General features: G+C 67.4%; 11 protein-coding genes and 8 pseudogenes. 10 read left to right on the top strand and 9 right to left on the bottom strand.

The window, feature by feature from the left end; genetic code table 11:
• Nucleotides 1-478 precede the first annotated feature (478 nt).
• Both OIE75_RS33435 and OIE75_RS33440 read right to left on the bottom strand, forming a co-directional pair.
• Nucleotides 479-811: an integrase core domain-containing protein gene (locus OIE75_RS33435; RefSeq protein ID WP_443078418.1), complete on the bottom strand. Its 333-nt coding sequence runs from the start codon at nucleotides 809-811 to the stop codon at nucleotides 479-481.
• Nucleotides 795-1,479: pseudogene (locus OIE75_RS33440) on the bottom strand (IS30 family transposase); the annotation flags it as partial. The gene OIE75_RS33435 and the pseudogene OIE75_RS33440, both read right to left, overlap by 17 nt.
• Nucleotides 1,480-1,539: 60 nt before the next feature.
• Here OIE75_RS33440 and OIE75_RS33445 point away from each other — a divergent pair.
• Nucleotides 1,540-2,356, top strand: a protein-coding gene (locus OIE75_RS33445; RefSeq protein ID WP_443078468.1) for an IS5 family transposase whose coding sequence is annotated in 2 segments (ribosomal slippage) — nucleotides 1,540-1,878 and nucleotides 1,880-2,356 — 816 coding nt in all. Because the reading frame shifts where the segments join, the coding sequence is not laid out codon by codon here.
• A gap of 4 nt (nucleotides 2,357-2,360) precedes the next feature.
• Here OIE75_RS33445 and OIE75_RS33450 read toward each other — a convergent pair.
• The 3 genes and pseudogenes from OIE75_RS33450 to OIE75_RS41595 form a co-directional block, all read right to left on the bottom strand.
• Nucleotides 2,361-3,095 (bottom strand): annotated as a pseudogene (locus OIE75_RS33450) (transposase); the annotation flags it as partial.
• A complete protein-coding gene (locus OIE75_RS33455) occupies nucleotides 3,049-3,609 on the bottom strand; it encodes an IS3 family transposase (RefSeq protein ID WP_443078419.1) in 561 nt (186 codons plus the stop codon). The gene OIE75_RS33455 and the pseudogene OIE75_RS33450, both read right to left, overlap by 47 nt.
• A gap of 115 nt (nucleotides 3,610-3,724) precedes the next feature.
• A complete protein-coding gene (locus tag OIE75_RS41595; RefSeq protein ID WP_443078420.1) occupies nucleotides 3,725-4,042 on the bottom strand; it encodes a transposase in 318 nt (105 codons plus the stop codon).
• Between the two features lie 138 nt (nucleotides 4,043-4,180).
• On the opposite strand from OIE75_RS41595, the gene OIE75_RS33465 reads away from it, so the two are divergent.
• The gene (locus tag OIE75_RS33465) at nucleotides 4,181-5,557 is read left to right on the top strand and encodes an IS1380 family transposase (RefSeq protein WP_329472111.1); all 1,377 of its coding nucleotides are present in this window, start codon (nucleotides 4,181-4,183) and stop codon (nucleotides 5,555-5,557) included.
• A 178-nt stretch (nucleotides 5,558-5,735) separates the two neighbouring features.
• On the opposite strand, the gene OIE75_RS33470 is transcribed toward OIE75_RS33465, so the two are convergent.
• Both OIE75_RS33470 and OIE75_RS33475 read right to left on the bottom strand, forming a co-directional pair.
• Nucleotides 5,736-6,077 (bottom strand): hypothetical protein, encoded by a 342-nt coding sequence (locus tag OIE75_RS33470; protein ID WP_329473189.1) that lies wholly within the window; start codon nucleotides 6,075-6,077, stop codon nucleotides 5,736-5,738.
• A gap of 901 nt (nucleotides 6,078-6,978) precedes the next feature.
• Entirely contained in the window at nucleotides 6,979-8,448 is a 1,470-nt protein-coding gene (locus OIE75_RS33475; protein WP_329473190.1) for a hypothetical protein, read from the bottom strand.
• A 505-nt stretch (nucleotides 8,449-8,953) separates the two neighbouring features.
• On the opposite strand from OIE75_RS33475, the gene OIE75_RS33480 reads away from it, so the two are divergent.
• The 4 genes and pseudogenes from OIE75_RS33480 to OIE75_RS33495 form a co-directional block, all read left to right on the top strand.
• On the top strand, nucleotides 8,954-10,144 hold the full coding sequence (locus OIE75_RS33480) for an IS110 family transposase (protein ID WP_329473191.1): 1,191 nt from the start codon (nucleotides 8,954-8,956) through the stop codon (nucleotides 10,142-10,144).
• A 15-nt stretch (nucleotides 10,145-10,159) separates the two neighbouring features.
• Nucleotides 10,160-11,563, top strand: coding sequence for an NF041680 family putative transposase (locus tag OIE75_RS33485; protein ID WP_329474112.1), 1,404 nt, complete (start codon nucleotides 10,160-10,162; stop codon nucleotides 11,561-11,563).
• Between the two features lie 55 nt (nucleotides 11,564-11,618).
• A pseudogene (locus OIE75_RS33490) lies at nucleotides 11,619-12,305 on the top strand (IS630 family transposase); the annotation flags it as partial.
• Nucleotides 12,306-12,328: 23 nt separating this feature from the next.
• Nucleotides 12,329-12,733, top strand: a pseudogene (locus OIE75_RS33495) (transposase); the annotation flags it as partial.
• A gap of 19 nt (nucleotides 12,734-12,752) precedes the next feature.
• Here OIE75_RS33495 and OIE75_RS33500 read toward each other — a convergent pair.
• Nucleotides 12,753-13,109 (bottom strand): annotated as a pseudogene (locus OIE75_RS33500) (IS5 family transposase); the annotation flags it as partial.
• Between the two features lie 70 nt (nucleotides 13,110-13,179).
• On the opposite strand from OIE75_RS33500, the pseudogene OIE75_RS33505 reads away from it, so the two are divergent.
• Nucleotides 13,180-14,270: pseudogene (locus tag OIE75_RS33505) on the top strand (IS630 family transposase).
• 60 nt (nucleotides 14,271-14,330) lie between these two features.
• A pseudogene (locus OIE75_RS33510) lies at nucleotides 14,331-15,554 on the top strand (IS701 family transposase).
• Between the two features lie 107 nt (nucleotides 15,555-15,661).
• Here the strand turns inward: OIE75_RS33510 and OIE75_RS33515 are convergent.
• A protein-coding gene (locus OIE75_RS33515; RefSeq protein WP_443078469.1) for an IS5 family transposase occupies nucleotides 15,662-16,520 on the bottom strand; the annotation gives its coding sequence in 2 pieces (ribosomal slippage) (nucleotides 15,662-16,174 and nucleotides 16,176-16,520; 858 coding nt in all).
• A 49-nt stretch (nucleotides 16,521-16,569) separates the two neighbouring features.
• Here OIE75_RS33515 and OIE75_RS33520 point away from each other — a divergent pair.
• Nucleotides 16,570-16,887: pseudogene (locus OIE75_RS33520) on the top strand (Mu transposase domain-containing protein); the annotation flags it as partial.
• A complete protein-coding gene (gene istB, locus OIE75_RS33525) occupies nucleotides 16,887-17,696 on the top strand; it encodes an IS21-like element helper ATPase IstB (protein WP_329473192.1) in 810 nt (269 codons plus the stop codon). The pseudogene OIE75_RS33520 and the gene istB, both read left to right, overlap by 1 nt.
• The last annotated feature ends 135 nt before the right edge of the window (nucleotides 17,697-17,831 follow it).

Genomic DNA, 17,831 nt, shown 5'->3' on the forward strand with positions numbered 1-17,831 from the left:
ACAGTTCCCAGAGGGCTTCGCGCCCTCCTGACGTGCGTCATGCTCCAGCCAATCACGCTGACTATCGAATATGAAGGCACCGAACGCCGAGAAGAGACCCTTTCCTTCAAGATCCTGGCCTTATGGCGCGATTCGGTCCGCACATCACGGCCGTCGACCCCCCGATTCGGTGACCTACGTCATTGTAACGGGCGTTCAATCTATGGCGTCGCGAGTTTCAGGAACTCGTCGCGCAGAGCCCGCCTTGGTCTCTGCCTGGCGGGCTCGGAGCTGAGCGCCCTGCTTCGCCCGATCGTGGCCGTTCTGAAGAAGGCCAGTCTCTGTCAGGTAGGTGTAACGTTTTACGCCAGAGGATGGTTCAACGGTGGTGGACCAGGCGGGCGGCAGTCAGAGGGATGACGGTCCCTGCCGGATGGGTGTCAGCATGGGCGATCAGCGGCTCATGGTTACTTGAACCGCTCCGGGATCGGTGGAGGCTCTATGCGTTGGCTCCAGCCGCCGGTTGGGGCTGGTGTTGAGCGTAGTAGTTGGTCTGGTGCTCGTGGGGCGGGATGTCTCTGATCGCTGTGTGGAGGCGCTGGTTGTTGAACCAGTCGACCCATTCCGCAGTGGCGAGTTCGACGTCGGCAAGGCTGTGCCAGGGCCGACGGGGCTTGATCAACTCCGTCTTGTAGAGGCCGATCTGGGATTCCATGAGCGCGTTGTCCAGGGCGTTGCCGACGGTGCCGATCGAGGCGTCGATGCCGGCGTCGAGGAGGTGGGCGGTGAAGGCGATCGAGGTGTACTGGGTGAGTTCAACCGGTCGATGCAACACCGGGTTGTTGAAGTGAGCGTAGTTGCTCTTCGAAGACTTCGGCGGGGGTCTTCCAGCCGAGGGTCTTGCGGGGCCGGTTGTTGAGTGCGTATGCGACGGCTTCGGGGTCTTCGGCGGACCACCGGGACAGGTCTGTGTCTTTCGGGAAATACTGTCGCAGCAGCCCGTTGGTGTTCTCGTTCGCCGGTCGCTGCCAGGGCGAGTGTGGGTCAGCGAAGAACACCCTGGTCCCGCTCTCCATGGCGAACTGGGCGTGGCCGGAGGGCTCCTTCCCGCGGTCCCAGGTGAGGGTCTTGCGTAGTTGCTCGGGCACCTTGGTCATCGCTTCCGTCAGCGCCGCGTTCATCGCCGTGGCCCCGTATCCGCCGAGCGATGGTCCGTTCTTGACGTACGGTTTCTCGCCCCAGCCGTCCAGCCGTGGGAGATGGACCAGGAGCGTGGACCTGCTGCTGCGCTCGACGAGCGTGCCGATCGCGGACCTACCCGTCCCGATGATCAGGTCACCCTGCCCAATGGCCTGGGACAGCACGGTCGTCGGCCTCGGCCGGGCGCTCGCTGAGAACGACGTCAGCAGTGACGTGGCCCTGCGGCTTGTTCCGGGACCGCGCCCTTGGCGCCCGCAGTGCACGGCCCGTGCGCAAGCACGTGACCAGCTCGCGCTTAATTGGCTCTAACAAAAGCTGCTGATCATGAGGCTGTCGGCCTCTCTGCTCGTATGTCTGGGCATGGGAAACCGTCAGTCGCGGCCGTGGATCGTGTCGGATGAACTGTGGACGCTGGTCGAGCCGTTGTTGCCGAAGCCGGGTCCGAAGAAGGCCGAGGGCAGACCGCGGGTGCCGGACCGCCAGGCCCTGTGCGGGATCCTCTTCGTCCTGCACACCGGTATCCAGTGGGAGTACCTGCCCCAGGAACTCGGCTTCGGCTCGGGCATGACCTGCTGGCGGCGCCTGGCGGCCTGGAACGAGGCCGGCGTCTGGGACCAGCTCCACCAGCTGCTGCTGAACGAGCTGCGGTCGAAGGACCGGCTGGACTGGGAGCGGGCGGTGATCGACTCCTCGCACGTGCGGGCCGCCCAACGGGGCCCAAAGCGGACCGAGCCCGGCCGGCCGCGCACGCCCGGGCAGCAAGCACCACCTCATCGTCGACGGCCAGGGCATCCCGCTCGCGGTGTCCCTGACCGGCGGCAACCGCAACGACGTCACCCAACTCGAGCCGCTGCTCGACAAGATTCCCGCCGTCGCGGGCCAGGTCGGCAGACCCCGCCGACGCCCCGACGCACTCCTGGCCGACCGCGGCTACGACCACGACAAATACCGCCGCCTGCTCTGGCAGCGAGGGATCCGCCCCGTGATCGCGAAGAGAGGCGAGCCGCACGGCACTGGCCTGGGCACCTTCCGCTACGTCGTCGAGCGAACGATCGCCTGGCTCCACGGCTTCCGCCGCCTGCGCATCCGCTGGGAACGACGCGACGACATCCACGAGGCCTTCCTCGGCCTCGCCGTCTGCCTGATCACCCACCGCCACGTCCAACGCCTTTGTTAGGACCTCTAAGCGCGCCTCGGCCCTCGATGAACAGCGCCTGGTAAATCGCCTCATGACTGATGCGCATGGACTCATCATCCGGGAAATCGACCCGCAGCCGGCAGGCGATCTGCTCCGGGCTCCATGCCGTTGACCACCGTCTGTCCTGGCGATGGGGCTTGTTCAGGCCCTTCCACGGCGGCGTCGCAGGACCTGGAATGATCGTGCCGTCGGGGCGGCGCACGTCACCGGCGAGTCGGTCCTGCACGTACTTACGCAAACGGCCGTTGCCCACGAGCCTGGCCGTCTTCGGGCGCTTCGCGGCCTGCTGCGCTTTCCACTGGGCCACCACGGCGCGATAGACCGGCTTACCACCCCTGGTCGCGGCGTTGCGACGCAGCTCGCGAGAGATCGTTCCCGGGTCGCGCCCGAGCGTGCGGGCGATCTCACGCACGCCCTTGTCCCGGGCCCTGAGCAAGGCGATCTCCTCGCGTTCGGCGAACGACAGGTAGCGGCCGGAGGGCTCGTCCAGACTCAGCGGCGCCATCCCGCCAGCGTGTCGGAACCATCGAATCCCGACCGGTGCCGACACGCCGACCCCCTCGGCGGCCTGGACCGAGGTGACCCCGGATGCGATCAGACGCCAGAACTCCCGTTGCACAGCACGCGATGGCTCAGGCCGGCCCGGCAACCGCATCGGCGCCCGCATTGCCCTATCCGCTGCCCACTGCCGCCGCGCACCCGGTGGCGCCTGCGGCATCTGCTTCCTCGGTCGTCCCATTGCACACCTCCGTGATCAGAAGGTGTTGCGACGACCACTTCAATCCACCCTGGCTGCCCGCATCCGAATGATGAATCAGCCCGGACTTGTTCGACCACGTCCAGAACAGGCTCGTGTGCCAGCTCATCGATGCCTCCCACCCCAGGTTCCGCCGGGAGAAGGCATCGACGCAGAACGCGACGTAGACGGTGCCGGCCCAGGAGGGCACGTAGGTGAAGTCCGCCACCCACAGCCGGTCCGGGCCGGCAGCATGGAAGTCGCGATTGACCAGGTCGCCCGCTCGACGGCCATCCTTGCCGGGTACGGTGGTGCGAACCTTGCGGCCCCTGACCGCTCCGGCCAGGCCCTCGGCCCGCATCAGGCGCTCGACCGTGCAGCGGGCCACTGGTATGCCCGCGCGCCGCAGCTGATGCCAGACCTTGCGCGCCCCGTAGACGCCGTAGTTGGCCTGGTGAATCCGTCGGACCTCGGCGATCAGCTCGGCGTCGCGCACTGACCGGGCCGCGGGCGCACGGCGCTTGGCCGCGTACTACGTCGAGGCAGCGATGGTCAGGGTGCGGCAGATCGGTTCGACACCGAACCGATCGCGTGGGCGTCGATGAAGCGGATCAGCGCGGCGGTCGGGGGTCGAGCTCCGCTGCGAAAAAAGCAGCAGCCTTGAGGATCTCGTTCGCCCGCCGCAGCTCGGCGTTCTCCTTCTCCAACCGCCGGACCCGCTCGGACTCATCACGGGCGACAGTAGCCTGCGGGTCAGCCTGGACCTCGTGCCTCTTCACCCAGTGCCGCAAGGCTTCGGGATGAATGCCGAGCAGGTCACCGACCTCGCGGATGATCCCCGGCCGCCCCGGGGCCTCGCGTCGCTTCTCTGCGACCATCCGCACCGCTCGCTCGATCAGCTCCGGTGGGTACTTCCGCTGGGCAGGCATGCACGCATCCTTCTAACCTCGCGCTTTCGCGAGGTGGGCTGTCCAAGAGATGATCAGAAACACGGAAAGTGCCCTTGACCTGCAACGATAGGACTTGCTGAGGGTCCTGTTGGCTGCAAGGAAAAGAGCACTTTCCAGGTGAGAGAGCCTATCTCGTCGTACCCGCGTGTCCGTGTCCAGGGAGACGGTCGGCAGGTGGTCTCGCAGGCCGGTGCGGTCCTGCTGCTGGAGACGGTCCGCAAGACGGGCCTTGACCAGGCGATATCCGCAGCCCTGGCGCCCTGGCGGAAGCCGCGGGCCGTCCACGATCCCGGGAAGATCCTCCTGGACCTCGCGCTGGCAGTCGCGATGGGCGGGGACTGCCTGGCGGATATCGGCATGCTGCGGGCCGAGCCGGCCGTGTTCGGGCCGGTCGCCTCCGACCCGACGGTCTCCCGCCTCATCGACACCCTCGCAGCCTCCGGGGAGAAGGCCCTGCGGGCCATCCGTTCCGCGCGGGCTGAAGTCCGTCAACGTGCCTGGCGGTTGGCCGGACGGGCAGCGCCTGATGCGGGCGGGGCGGTGACCGTCGACCTCGACGGGGTGCTGGTGATCGCGCACTCGGACAAGGAGGACGCCGCACCCACCTGGAAGCGGACCTACGGCCATCACCCGCTGATGGGCTTCGTCGACCACGGACCGGGCGGCACGGGGGAACCGGTCGCGGCCCTGCTCAGACCAGGAAACGCGGGCTCGAACACCGCGTCCGACCACGTCACCGCCGCCCAACTGGCGCTGGCCCAGCTGCCGAAGAAGTACCGGCGTGGGCGCCGGACCCTGATCCGCACTGACTCCGCGGGCGGCACTCACGACTTCGTCGCATGGCTCGCCCAGCGGGGACGGTGGCTGTCCTACTCGGTCGGCATGGTGATCACCGACGCGATCCACCAGCACGTGCTGAAGGTTCCGGCCTCGGCCTGGACGGCGGCCATCGAGACCGGCGGCGAGATCCGCGACGGCGCCTGGGTCGCTGAACTCACCGGCGACGTTCTGGACGGCTGGCCCAAGGACATGCGGCTGATCGTCAGGAAGGAACGACCGCACCCCGGGGCCCAGTTGAGGCTCACGGACGCGGACGGCATGCGGCTGACCTGTTTCGCCACCAACACCTCGGGCCGGCCGATCGCCGAGCTCGAGCTCCGTCACCGGCTGCGGGCCCGGGCCGAGGACCGCATCCGGGCCGCCCGGGCCACCGGCCTGCGGAATCTTCCTCTGCACCGCACGGCCCAGAACCGGATCTGGCTGGAGATCGTGCAGATCGCTCTCGACCTGCTGGCCTGGATGCCGATGCTCGCCCTGACCGGCAAGGCCCGTCTCTGGGAACCTCGCCGCCTGCGGCTCCGCCTGTTCACCACGGCCGGACAGCTCGTGACCACCGGCCGTCGGCAAATCCTCCGCCTGGCCCAGCACTGGCCCTGGACCAGTCACATCACTGCCGCCCTCGAACGGCTCGCACTCCTGCCGAACCCGGGATGAGCAGCGGATTCATCCGCCCCTACGAGAGAACCCTCCGGCCGGAGCAGTGGAACCCGGCGTCCATCCGAGACGACACTCGGGCCCTCAACCTGCCCAGCCTCAGCCCACAGCACGAAAACGGTCCACCGACTCCGTCGGCGGACCGTCACGCAAGATCGAGGCTAAGGATCAGCACCCTCTACCAAAACCGGAACGGATCACCAGCGATCACACCGGTCATGCTGTCGATGCCGGGAACCCTGACGATCAGGCCGTCCGGCACCCAGAAGTGCCTGCCGCCGACGGCCTCGTCGGTCCCTGCCCAGAGCTTCATCAAGCGCTCGACTTCCGCGACAGTGAACACGGTCGGGGCCCAACGAGATCCATCCTCAAGAGCCACGAAGACATCGACGTTGCAGACCTCGTCCAGGTCCTCGCCGGCGCTGGGCAGGAACGACGCCTCGAAAGCCTCCGTACGGACCCGATACCAGGGCACGTCCCACCCTCGCTCGATCGGTTCAGATGATGTGCTGCGGCTCATTGCGCGAGTGTCCCTGGGCGGGGCATCGATCTCAACCGAGAGCCTCTACAGTGCTGCTGCCCGCGGTCAGAGCTGGGAACATTCGTCCGTACGCAACTGGGGAGAAAAGTCCGTACGCCGACAACTGCCCTCACCCCGGGAGGTCAACCGCTGGATCATCACCGCACCGTCCCGACGCGGCCTACACACCTCCGAAGAGCTGCAACGGCTGCGCGTGCACGTGCACTGCCCGGAGCTAAACCGCACTCTCGACCTGATAGACTAATTCGCCGAAATGCTCGATGCCCGCGACACCGCTCCGCTGCCGGACTGGCTCGAACAACTCATGACCACCCGCCTCCCGGTCCTGGCCAGCCTGGCCCAAGCCATCCGAGAGGACCGGGCAGCAGTCGTGTAGGGATCACCACCACGTTCAGCTCCGGCGTCAACGAGGGACGCATCACGTGAAACTCCAGAAGCGTCTCATGACCGACCGCGCCGACGTCCCCCTCCTGCGCCACCGGATGATCCTGATAGCCCAACGCCGACACCCGTGACAGGGCGTTGCCGGCGCATGGTTGCACACCCCGGCTTCACGGATATCTTGTCAGGACCACTTCAGCTCGTACGTCGACAAGTGATCCATAACCCCAATCGTGGAGTGTTGGCACCCGGATGAAGAGTGATCCTCGCGCTGTCAGTCGATATCAGGCATCGCCGGCGCACGACGGTAGAAATGAAATGGGGTCACAGCAGACCCAGACAGGGGCGTTTACGGCTGACTTTGTTGATCACTCGTCCGGGCGCCAAACACAGCATGGGTAGGTTCCATTTTCAGATCCCAAGGTCCGGAACCGGCTTACAGTTCAGGCGTCGCGGACAAGGGAGGGGTGGTTGTCTGTGTTCTGGAGGCGGGGCAGGCTCAGCGCCTCTGTCTCTTGGCCGGTTGAGAGGCCGTCGGGTACCCGAAAGCCGGCGGTGCCGCTTGGGAAGGGCCCGGCTGGTGACCGGCCTGGGGACTGGAGAACTGACCGGAACCGGCCGCGGACACCAGATATCTCCCCACTGGGTTCTGCGCCTCGTCCGAGGCAGGCAGAACTCCCGGCAGCGGCACAGCGGCCCCGCTCCAAGACTGTGCAGCCCCCGCACCGGGCAGCCCCAGCCCGGGCTGCACACCGCCGACAACCACACCGGACAAGAAGTCCCGCTGCCGCGGTACCGCCGGGTCGATGTAGTAACCCGCCCCCTGCGGCCGTGGCTTCAGGGGGATCTGCGCATCCGCCAGCACCTTCCCCTCCGCTTCACTGACCACCCTCGCAGGGTTGAGGAGGTTATGCATCCGCTGCCGGGCCGCGTTCTCCCACGCGGGCGCGTCCTTCCTGGCCACCATGGGGAGGTGACCGAGGGGGACCTGGGCGGGGTGTTCCGGCTCGCGGGTCAGACCGTACAGCCGTGCCATCCCCATGGCATTGCTGACATTCGCAGCCGCCCTGGTGTCCTCACTGTGCCGCGGCACCGCCGGGTCGATGTAGTAACCCGCTCCCTGCGGCCGTGGCTTCAGGGGGATCTGCGCATCCGCCAGCACCTTCCCCTCCGCTTCACTGACCGCGCTCACAGGGCGGAGGAGGTTATGCATCCGCTTCCGGGCCGCGTTCTCCCATGCGGGCGCGTCCTTCCTGGCCTGCGGGGGGACGTGGCCGAGGGGGACCTGGGCGGGGTGTTCCGGCTCGCCGCTCAGGCCGTACAGCCGGGCCATCCCCGTGGCGTTGCTGACATGCGCAACCGCCCTGGTGTCCTCACTGTGCCGCGGCACCCCCGGGTCGATGTAGTAACCCGCCCCCTGCGGCCGTGGCTTCACGGGGATCTGCACATCCGCCAGCACCTTCATCTCCGCTTCACTGGCCACCCTCTCAGGGATGAGGAGATCATGCATCCGCTGCCGGGCCGCTTTCTCCCACGCGGGCGCGTCCTTCCTGCTTCGCGTGGGGAGGTGGCCGAGGGGGACCTGGGCGGGGTGTTCCGGCTCGCGGGTCAGGCCGTACAGCCGTGCGATCCCCGTGGCGTTGCTGACATGCGCAGCCGCCCTGGTGTCCTCACTGTGCCGCGCTACCGCCGGGTCGATGTAGTAACCCGCCGCCTGCGGCCGTGGCTTCAGGGGGATCTGCGCATCCACCAGCACCTTCCCCTCCGCTTCACTGATGACCACCCTCGCAGGGCTGAGGAGATGATGCATCCGCTGCCGGGCCGCTTTCTCCCACGCGGGCGCGTCCTTCCTGATCCGCTTGGGGAGGTGGCCGAGGGGGACCTGGGCGGGGTGTTCCGGCTCGCCGCTCAGGCCGTACAGCCGGGCCATCCCCAGAGCGTGCCCTTGAAGGGGAGCCTGCTGATCCATGACATCCTCCATACGCAAACCGCCGACAACACCCCCCTCAACGCAGCACACCGCCCGACGGTTCAACACCCGCCTGCCCTAGCTTGATCTTTAACGTGCGCCGTCGAACGGTGCGTCGTGCTTGATCACTCGGTTCGGTGTCCGCCGTACACGGAAGCGGCCTTCGTCTGAACATGTGCTCCGACCAAGGAACACACACGTCCAGCACGAAGGCCGTGAGGATGAGTCTGCTGCATCGTGATGTCCGGCGAGAGCCGCCAGTGGAACTGTCACGCTTCCCTACGTTGTTCTGCGGGATGCGGTGAGCCCTTCGTATGGTTGACCCGCCCAGGGGTGTCGGGTGTGGCTTTCACGCTTCTGCCGTTGTGGCTTGCCCGGATTGGCCACCCGACGCCCCACGACGACTCGGCTGCTAATTAGGAATTGCGAATGATCGCTCCGTAGGGAATCGACAGCGAGGTCGTCCGTCGGGAGGCACCAGCAGCACACCGCACGGAGGCACCACATGGCCACGATCTGGGCCGGCATCGACGCAGGCAAGACCCACCACCACTGCGTCGCGATCGACGAGGGCGGCCGTCAGCTGCTGTCGCGACGCGTCACCAACGACGAACCCGAGCTGCTCGAACTCCTCGCCGATGTCCTGGGCCTGGGCGACGAGGTGACTTGGGGCATCGACCTGGCCGACGACGGAGCCGCCCTGGCCATCGCGATCCTGATCAACCACAGTCAGTCGGTGCGCTACATCTCCGGCAGGGCCATTCACCGCGCCTCCGAGGGCTACCGCGGCGAGGGAAAGACCGACGCCAAGGACGCCGCCGTCATCGCTGACCAGACCCGCGTTCGCCGCGATCTGCACTCCTTACGCGCCAGCGACGAGACCGTCACCGACCTCAGGATTCTCACCAACCGCCGCACGGACCTGGTCGCTGACCGCACCCGGACCGTCAACCGGCTCCGTGCCCAGCTCACCAGCATTTTCCCCAGCCTGGAACGGGCCCTGGACCTCGCCAACACAGGCCCGCTGACCTTGCTGACGGGCTACCAGACTCCGGCAGCTCTCCGCCGGATCGGCGTCAAACGGCTGGAGACCTGGCTGCGCAACCGCAAGGTCATCCGCGCTGACCGGCTTGCCGTGACCGCTGTCCAGGCCGCCGAGCGCCAGCACACAAGCCTCCCCGGAGAGGAGCTGACCGCCCAGCTGGTGCACACGCTGGCGAAGGAGGTAATCGTCCTCAACCAGCAGATCACCGAGGTTGACAAGCTCATCGAGGCCCGGTTTCGCGACCATCACACCTACGAAGTGATCACCAGCATGCCCGGCCTGGGCGTCATCCTCGGCGCCGAGTTCCTGGCCGCCACCGGCGGCGACATGGCTGCCTTCGGTACCCCTGACCGCCTTGCCGGCTTCGGTGGTGTCGCGCCCGTTCCCCGTGACTCAGGCAAGATAAGCGGGAATCTACGGCGTCCCCAGCGATACAACCGCCGCCTCCAGCGCGTCTTCTACACCTCGGCACTGTTCAGCATCCGTTACTGCGAAGACTCGCGCCGGTTTTACGACCGCAAGCGTGCCGAGGGCAAGCGTCACACGCAAGCGGTCCTTGCTCCTGCCCGCCGCCGTGTCAACGTCCTCTGGGCTCTTCTGCGCGACGGGCGGTGCCACCAACAGACGCCCCCCATCGCTCTGGCGGCTTGACAAACACCATTAGGAATCCGGGGCGAGTTCTACTTCTGTCTCACCGCTCGTTCGGATGCGCTGTTCGAGCTGGCGGATGCGGTTCTGTGCGGTGATGGGCCGGTGAGATCCCTGGCCGAGCTGTCGCTGGTGGGCGAATACCGCCGTGGGCACGGAGGACTCTACGCCGCTGTCTCAAAGGGCCGGGTCGACGCGGATCGGATGCGGCAGGCTCTGGCCTCGGTGTCCCTGCCGCGGGCGGCCGACGGCCGGCTGGTCCTGGCCGTCGACATCACTTGCTGGCTGCGGCCGGACGCCCACACCTCACCGGAGCGGATCCTGTGTCACACCTACGGCCGGGGCAAGGACCAGCACATCCCCGTCCCCGGCTGGCCGTACTCGATCATCTGCGCGCTCGAGCCGGGCCGTAGCTCGTGGACCGCCCCGCTGGACGCTCTGCGTCTGGCGCCTGGGGACGACAGCGCCGCCGTCACCGCCCGGCAGTGGCGCGAGCTGGTCGAGCGGCTGATCACCGCAGGCCAGTGGCAGGTCGGCGATCCGGATGTCCTCGTCATCGCGGACGCTGGATACGACGCGCCCCGCCTGGCCCACCTCCTGCGGGATCTGCCGGTGAAAGTCCCGGCCAGGATGCGGTCGGACCGCGTCCTGCGCAGGCCAGCCCCGCCACGGCAGCCTCACACCATGGGCCGGCCGCCCCGGCACGGCGGCGAGTTCGTCTTCGGGCAGCCTGACACCTGGGGCACCCCGGACACCCACACGGTCACCGACACGCGCCTCTACGGCACCGCCGTCGCCCGGTCCTGGGACCGGCTCCATCCCAAGCTCACCCACCGTTCTTCCTGGGCCGCGGCCGACGGTTCACTCCCGATCGTCGAGGGGACAGTGATCCGCTTGGACATCGATCATCTGCCCAGCGGAGCCACCCCGAAGCCGGTCTGGCTGTGGTGGTCGGGCACCGGCGCCACCGAAGCGGACGCCGACCGACGCTGGCAGGCATACCTGCGTCGCTTCGACATCGAGCACACCTTCCGCCTGTTCAAGCAGACGCTCGGCTGGACCTGCCCGAAGATCCGCACCCCCGAGGCGGCCGACCGCTGGACCTGGCTGATCCTCGCGGCTTACACCCAACTGCGGCTGGCCCGGCCACTCGCAGCCGACCGGCGTCGCCCATGGGAGAGACCCGTTGCCTCAGACAGGCTGACCCCGGCACGTGTCCGCCGCGACTTTCGGCACATCCGCCCCACGGTCCTCTGCCCGGCCGGGGCACCGAAATCCACCCGCCCCGGACCTGGACGACCTCCCGGCCGGAAGAACACCCGGCCCACCCCACGCCACGACGTCCACACACCCCGCAAAACGAGGGCTACCACGTCCCGGAACAAGAAGCCGACCACTCCCCGCCCCCGCCGCACAGGTTAAAGATCAAGCTAGTCTTCTGAGTCAGGAATTCTGTTCAGTTGTGTAGGGTTGCCTGGTGGCGCGTACTGGGCGGCCGAAGGCCGAGTTGATCCTGTCGGATGCGGAACGGGCTGCGCTGGAGGGATGGGTGCGGCGCCGTTCCACCCCGCAGGCGTGGGCTTTGCGGTGTCGGATCATCCTGGCCTGCGCGACAGGCGCGTCGAACAAAGACGTGGCCGCGCAGTTGGGCTCCACGCCGCATGCGGTGGGCCGCTGGCGGAAGCGGTTCGTCGGGCACCGGATCGCCGGGCTGGGTGACATGCCGCGCCCGGGCGGCCCCCGGACGGTCACCGACGAGCAGGTCGCTGCGGTGGTGAAGCGGACGCTCGAGTCGACGCCGAAGAACGCCACGCACTGGTCGACGCGGGCGATGGCGAAGGAGATGGGCCTGTCGCAGTCGACCGTGTCACGGATCTGGCGGGCCTTCGGCCTGCAGCCGCACCGCACAGAGACCTTCAAGCTGTCCACGGACCCGTACTTCGTCGACAAGGTCCACGATGTCGTCGGCCTCTATCTGGACCCGCCCGAACGCGCTCTGGTGTTCTGCGTCGACGAGAAGTCGCAGATCCAGGCCCTGGACCGCTCCCAGCCGGTGCTGCCGATGATGCCCGGCGTCCCGCAGCGCCTCACCCACGACTACGTGCGCGCGGGCACCACCACATTGTTCGCCGCTCTCGAGGTGGCCACCGGCAAGGTGATCGGCTCCCTGCAAGGATCGAAGAACTTCTGGAGGCCCACCCTCTTTCCCAGGTCCTGATCTCGATGCCCGGCATCGGGGTCAGGACCGCGGCCCGCATCCTCATCGACGTCGGTGACGGCAGCGGCTTCGCCACCGCCGGCCACCTCGCCGCCTACGCGGGCCTGGCACCCGTGACCAGGAACTCCGGCTCCTCCATCCGCGGCGAACACCCTTCCAGGCGCGGCAACAAACAGCTCAAACGGGCCTTCTACCTCGCCGCGTTCGCCTCGCTCTCCCAGCCCGAGTCCCGTGCTTACTACGACCGAAAACGTCGCGAGGGGAAGCACCATGTCGCAGCCCTCGTCGCACTCGCCCGACGCCGCATCGACGTCCTCTTCGCGATGCTCCGAGACGGCACCTTCTACCAGCCGCCCACCCCTGTTACAGCTTGACGAAGCCCATAGAGGCACCTTTTCGGGCCCCGGCCGCATGCTGGTGGGCCCGGACGATCGTGGAGTCGACCGCCACCAGCCACTCGATGTCGCCTGCCGCGTCCGCCTTCGCCTGCGCGGCCCGCAGCATCCGGTCGAACGTCCCATCCGCCGCCCACCTGCGGAAACGGGTGTGCAGCGTGGCCCACGGACCATAGCGTTCGGGCACATCCCGCCAGGCTGTTCCGGTGCGGAACTTCCACACGATCCCGTTCAGCACCCTGCGGTCGTCCAGCCGCTTCCGCCCCCGCAACGATTCGGGCAGCAGTGGCCGGACGAACTCCCACTCGGCGTCCGACAGTTCATGACGACGTATCACGTCACCATGATCCACCAGCGGTGATCATTTGAAGACACTGCCTAGTCTTCTGAGTCAGGAGTTCTGTTCAGATGTGTAGGGTTGCCTGGTGGCGCGTACTGGGCGGCCGAAGGCCGAGTTGATCTTGTCGGATGCGGAGCGGGCTGCGCTGGAGGGGTGGGTGCGGTGCTGTTCCACCCCGTAGGCGTGGGCTTTGCGGTGCCGGGTCATCCTGGCCTGTGCGACTGGCGCGTCCAACAAGGACGTGGCCGCACAGCTCGGTTCGACACCGCATGCGGTGGGCCGCTGGCGGAGGCGGTTCGTCGGGCACCGGATCGCCGGGCTGGGTGACGTGCCGCGCTCTGGCGGGCCCCGGACGGTCACCGACGAGCAGGTCGCTGCGGTGGTGAAGCGGACGCTGGAGACCGCGCCGAAGAACGCCACGCACTGGTCGACGCGGGCGATGGCCACGGAGACGGGTCTGTCGCAGTCGACCGTGTCGCGGATCTGGCGGGCCTTCGGCCTGCAGCCGCACCGCACCGCACCGAGACGTTCAAGCTGTCGACGGACCCGCACTTCGTCGACAAGGTCCACGACGTGGTCGGCCTCTATCTGGACCCGCCCGAGAAGGCCCTGGTGCTCTGTGTCGACGAGAAGTCGCAGATCCGGGCCCTTGACCGGTCCCAGCCGGTGCTGCCGATGATGCCCGGCGTCCCGCAGCGGGTCACCCACGTGCGCGCGGGCACCGCCACGTTGTTCGCCGCACTGGAGGTGGCCACGGGGAAGGTGATCGGCTCCCTGCACCGCCGGCACCGTGCCGAGGAGTTCAAGAAGTTCCTGATCAAACTCGACCGGGAGGTGCCGGCGGGCCTGGACGTGCATCTGGTGCTGGACAACTACGCCACCCACAAGACCCCAGCCATCAAAACCTGGCTGCTGGCCCACCCCCGCTTCCACCTGCACTTCACACCCACCGGCTCGTCCTGGCTCAACCTGGTCGAGCGGTGGTTCGCCGAGCTGACGAGCAAGCAGATACGGCGAGGCGTCCACAGAAGCGTCCAGGCGCTGGAGAAGGACATCCGGACCTGGACCGCCGCATGGAACACCGATCCCAAGCCCTACATCCGGACGAAGACCGCAGACGAGATCCTCGAACGCCTCGCCAGCTATCTGAACAGAAATCCTAACTCAGAAGACTAGTACTCCAGTGAGAAATCGTTGCCTGAGCTGGTCGGTTTCGTTGTTCCGGGCATGGTGGGGATGGATGAAGCTAGTTTGTGGGCTGAGGAGTTGGAGTCGGTCTTCGCGCGTGTGGCGAGCCGGTTCTCTCGGGTGGATGTGCGGTGGCGGATGCGGGACTACCTGCGCGGTCTGCTGGCGCCGGTGGAGCGGAAGAGCGGCAGGCAATTGGCCGAGTATGCAGGTCATCGAGGGCCAGCCAGCTTCCAGCATCTGCTGAACGGCGCCTCCTGGGACGCTGACGCGGTCCGAGACGATCTGCAGCAACACGTCGCCGAGCGGCTTGGCACCCCGGAGGGGGTTCTGATCATCGACGACACCGGTGCCCTGAAGAAGGGCACCACCTCTGCCGGCGTGCAGCGGCAGTACTCGGGCACGGCCGGCCACACCGAGAACTGCCAGATCGGGGTGTTCGCCGCTTACGGCTCCTCGAGGGGCAGGGCTCTGGTGAACCGGGAGCTCTACCTGCCCAAGTCCTGGACCGGTGCGGGACCGCGAAAGTCCCCGCCAGCCGTGGGTTCGCGACCGAGGGAGAACTGGCCCGCGCGATGATCCTGCGAGCTCTTGCTTCACCCCTGCCGATCGCCTGGGTGACGGGTGACTGCGCCTACGGACAGGAATGGCGCATGCGCCGCACCCTGGAAGAAGCCGGCGTCGGCTACGTCCTGGCCGTGCCGAAGTCTCAGCACCTCCACGGACCATTCAGCCGTATCGATCGCGCCATCGCCGACGCATCAGATGAGGCATGGGAACGCCACTCCTGCGGTGACGGCGCCAAAGGCCCGCGCGTCTACGACTGGGCCGCCGCAAGGCTGCCGGCCATCTGGGACTTCGACGGCGATCGGCCCACCCACCAGCGGTGGGTGCTGGCCCGCCGCAGCCTGACCCGACCGGACGAGTTGACCAACTTCCTCGCATACGCACCGAACGGCACCAGCGTCGAGGACCTGGTCCGCATCGCCGGATCGCGCTGGGCGATCGAGGAAGCCTTCCAGGCCGCGAAGAACGAATGCGGCCTCGATCAGTACGAAGTCCGCCGCTATCCGGGCTGGTACCAGCACATCACTCTGGCCATGCTCGCCCATGCCTTCCTGGCCGCCGTCGCCGTCCAAGCCGCCGAAAGGGGGGGCAGCAGAAACGACACCACCAGCACCATCCGCTTCACCGTGGCAGAAGTCCGCCGGCTCCTGGAAGCTCTGCTGCCCCGCCCCACCCCACGCCCAGGAGCGGTTGTCCACGCCCTGAACTGGTCCCTCTGGCGCAGACGGCACCAAGCCACAGCCCGACGCTGCCACTACCGACGAAGGACCAGCTCAGGCAACGATGTCTCACTGGAGTACTAGGGTCCGTCTTCAAACGGATCTTGCCCAGAGTAGGAATGAGGCGAGATTGACCGCTGCTTCGTAGGAAGTGGCGGTCTTCTCGTATCGAGTGGCGATGCCGCGGAAGCCCTTGAGACGGTTGAAGCAGCGCTCAACGACGTTGCGGCGACGGTAGAGATGCCGGTCGAATGCCGGTGGTCGGCCGCCGTGACGTCCGCGGTTGTGACGGTGCCGTCGCTGGTCGGTCTTCTCCGGGATGGTGTGTGCGATGCCGCGTTTGCGCAGGTAGGCGCGGAAGCCGCGGGAGCTGTAGGCCTTGTCCGCGATGACCTGGTCGGGCCTGCAGCGTGGTCGTCCGACGCCGGTTCGCGGGATGTGGATGCGTTCGAGGAGCGGGCGTGCGCAGATGCTGTCGTGCCGTTGGCCGGGTGTCAGCAGGATGGCGAGGGGCCGGCCGCGGCCGTCGCAAGCGAGGTGAATTTTGGTGGTCAGTCCGCCTCGGGATCGGCCGAGGGCGTGATCGTCCGGTTCGTCCTGCCGGTGGTTCCCCTTTTCGGCCGGTGGCAGCAGCGTGCTGGTGGGCACGGACGATGGTGGAGTCGATCTGGACCAACCAGTCGATGTCGCCGGCCGCGTCCGCTTCGGCTTGGACCTGCTGAAGCGCTCGGGCGAACACGCCGTCCAGGGCGTAGCGGCGGAACCGGGTGTAGACCGTCTTCCACGGCCCGTAGCGTTCCGGCAGGTCACGCCAGGAGATACCGGTGCGGATCTTGTAGACCATCCCGTTGATGACCTGGCGGTCCGACACACGCGGACGTCCCGTGGCGGCCCGCGGTATCAGTGGAGCAAGTAACTCCCATTCCGCATCCGTGAGTTCATGGCGGCGTATCACCCCACCATGATCCACCACCTCAGTGATCTTTGAAGACGGACCCTAGGTCCGCCTGGACACCTGCGACTACTCGGTGCTTCCGCTGGCCGTCGGCCGCCGCATCGAAGTCACCGCCGACCCGGACCAGGTCCTGGTGACCTGCGACGGCGTGGAGGCCGCCCGCCATGCCCGTAGCTGGGCTCGCCACCAGACGATCACCGATCCGGACCATGCGGCCGCTGCCGCGGCCGCCCGCAAGGCGGCCGGCGGCACGAAACCGGCGCCGATGGACGTGACGGAAGTCGAGGAACGCTCGCTGGACACATACGACCGGATCTTCGGCGTCATCGACGGCGGGCTGAGCACGGGTGGAGGGGTAGCGTGATGAGCACGAAGATCGGCACGAACCAGGCCGGGACCAGCCGCGACGTCGGCTCCGAACTGATCTACCTGAACAAAGGGCTGAAAGCCCCAGCTCTGCGGGACGCTGCTGCCAGGCTCGCCGAGCGGGCCCGCGACGAGGGCTGGAGCCAGGAGGAGTATCTGGCCGCCTGCCTCCAGCGGGAGCTCGCCGCCCGCGACTCCCACGGCGCCGAGGGACGCATCCGGGCGGCGGCCCGCTTTCCCTCTCGCAAGTCGCTGGAGGACTTCGACTTCGACCGCCAGCGGTCCGTGAAACGCAAGGTCATCGCCCATCTGGGGACGCTGGACTTCGTCGCTGGAAAGGAGAATGTGATCTTCCTGGGGCCGCCCGACACCGGCAAGACCCACCTCGCCACCGGGCTCGGCATCCGGGCCTGCCAGGCCGGCCACCGGGTCGCCTTCGGCACCGCCGCCCAGTGGGCCACCCGCCTCGCCGAGGACCCTCAAGCAGCGCGTCCGAGCGACGAGTTGACCCGGCTGGGACGGATCCCGCTGATCGTGATCGACGAAGAGGGCTACATCCCCTTCGAGCCCGAGGCCGCGAACCTGTTCTTCCAGTTCATCTCGGGCCGCTACGAACGCGCCTCGGTGATCGTGACCAGCAACAAGCCCTTCGGGCGCTGGGGCGAGGTCTTCGGCGACGACACCGTCGCCGCCGCGATGATCGACCGACTCGTCCATCATGCCGAGGTCATCTCGCTCAAGGGCGACAGCTATCGCATGCGCGGCCGCGACCTCGGACGAGTTCCCGCCGCCAACACCGGGAAATGACCAACATCAACTGACACAGCGGGGGTCATTTTTCACCCGCCGGAATCGGCTCACCTTTCAAGCGTCGCCGACAGTCGCGTTCCACACGTGTGAGATGCGACCGGGGTGGGCGCCCTCATTACCCCGGGACGGTTG

Origin of the sequence: Streptomyces sp. NBC_01723, from assembly GCF_036246005.1 — a bacterium.
GTDB lineage: Bacteria > Actinomycetota > Actinomycetes > Streptomycetales > Streptomycetaceae > Streptomyces.

Excerpts from the sequence above, each read along its gene's own strand:
- OIE75_RS41595 (WP_443078420.1), bottom strand. The coding sequence starts at position 4,042 with ATGCCTGCCCAGCGGAAGTACCCACCGGAGCTGATCGAGCGAGCGGTG.
- OIE75_RS33470 (WP_329473189.1), bottom strand. The coding sequence starts at position 6,077 with ATGAGCCGCAGCACATCATCTGAACCGATCGAGCGAGGGTGGGACGTG.
- OIE75_RS33475 (WP_329473190.1), bottom strand. The coding sequence starts at position 8,448 with ATGGATCAGCAGGCTCCCCTTCAAGGGCACGCTCTGGGGATGGCCCGG.
- OIE75_RS33480 (WP_329473191.1), top strand. The coding sequence starts at position 8,954 with ATGGCCACGATCTGGGCCGGCATCGACGCAGGCAAGACCCACCACCAC.
- istB (WP_329473192.1), top strand. The coding sequence starts at position 16,887 with ATGAGCACGAAGATCGGCACGAACCAGGCCGGGACCAGCCGCGACGTC.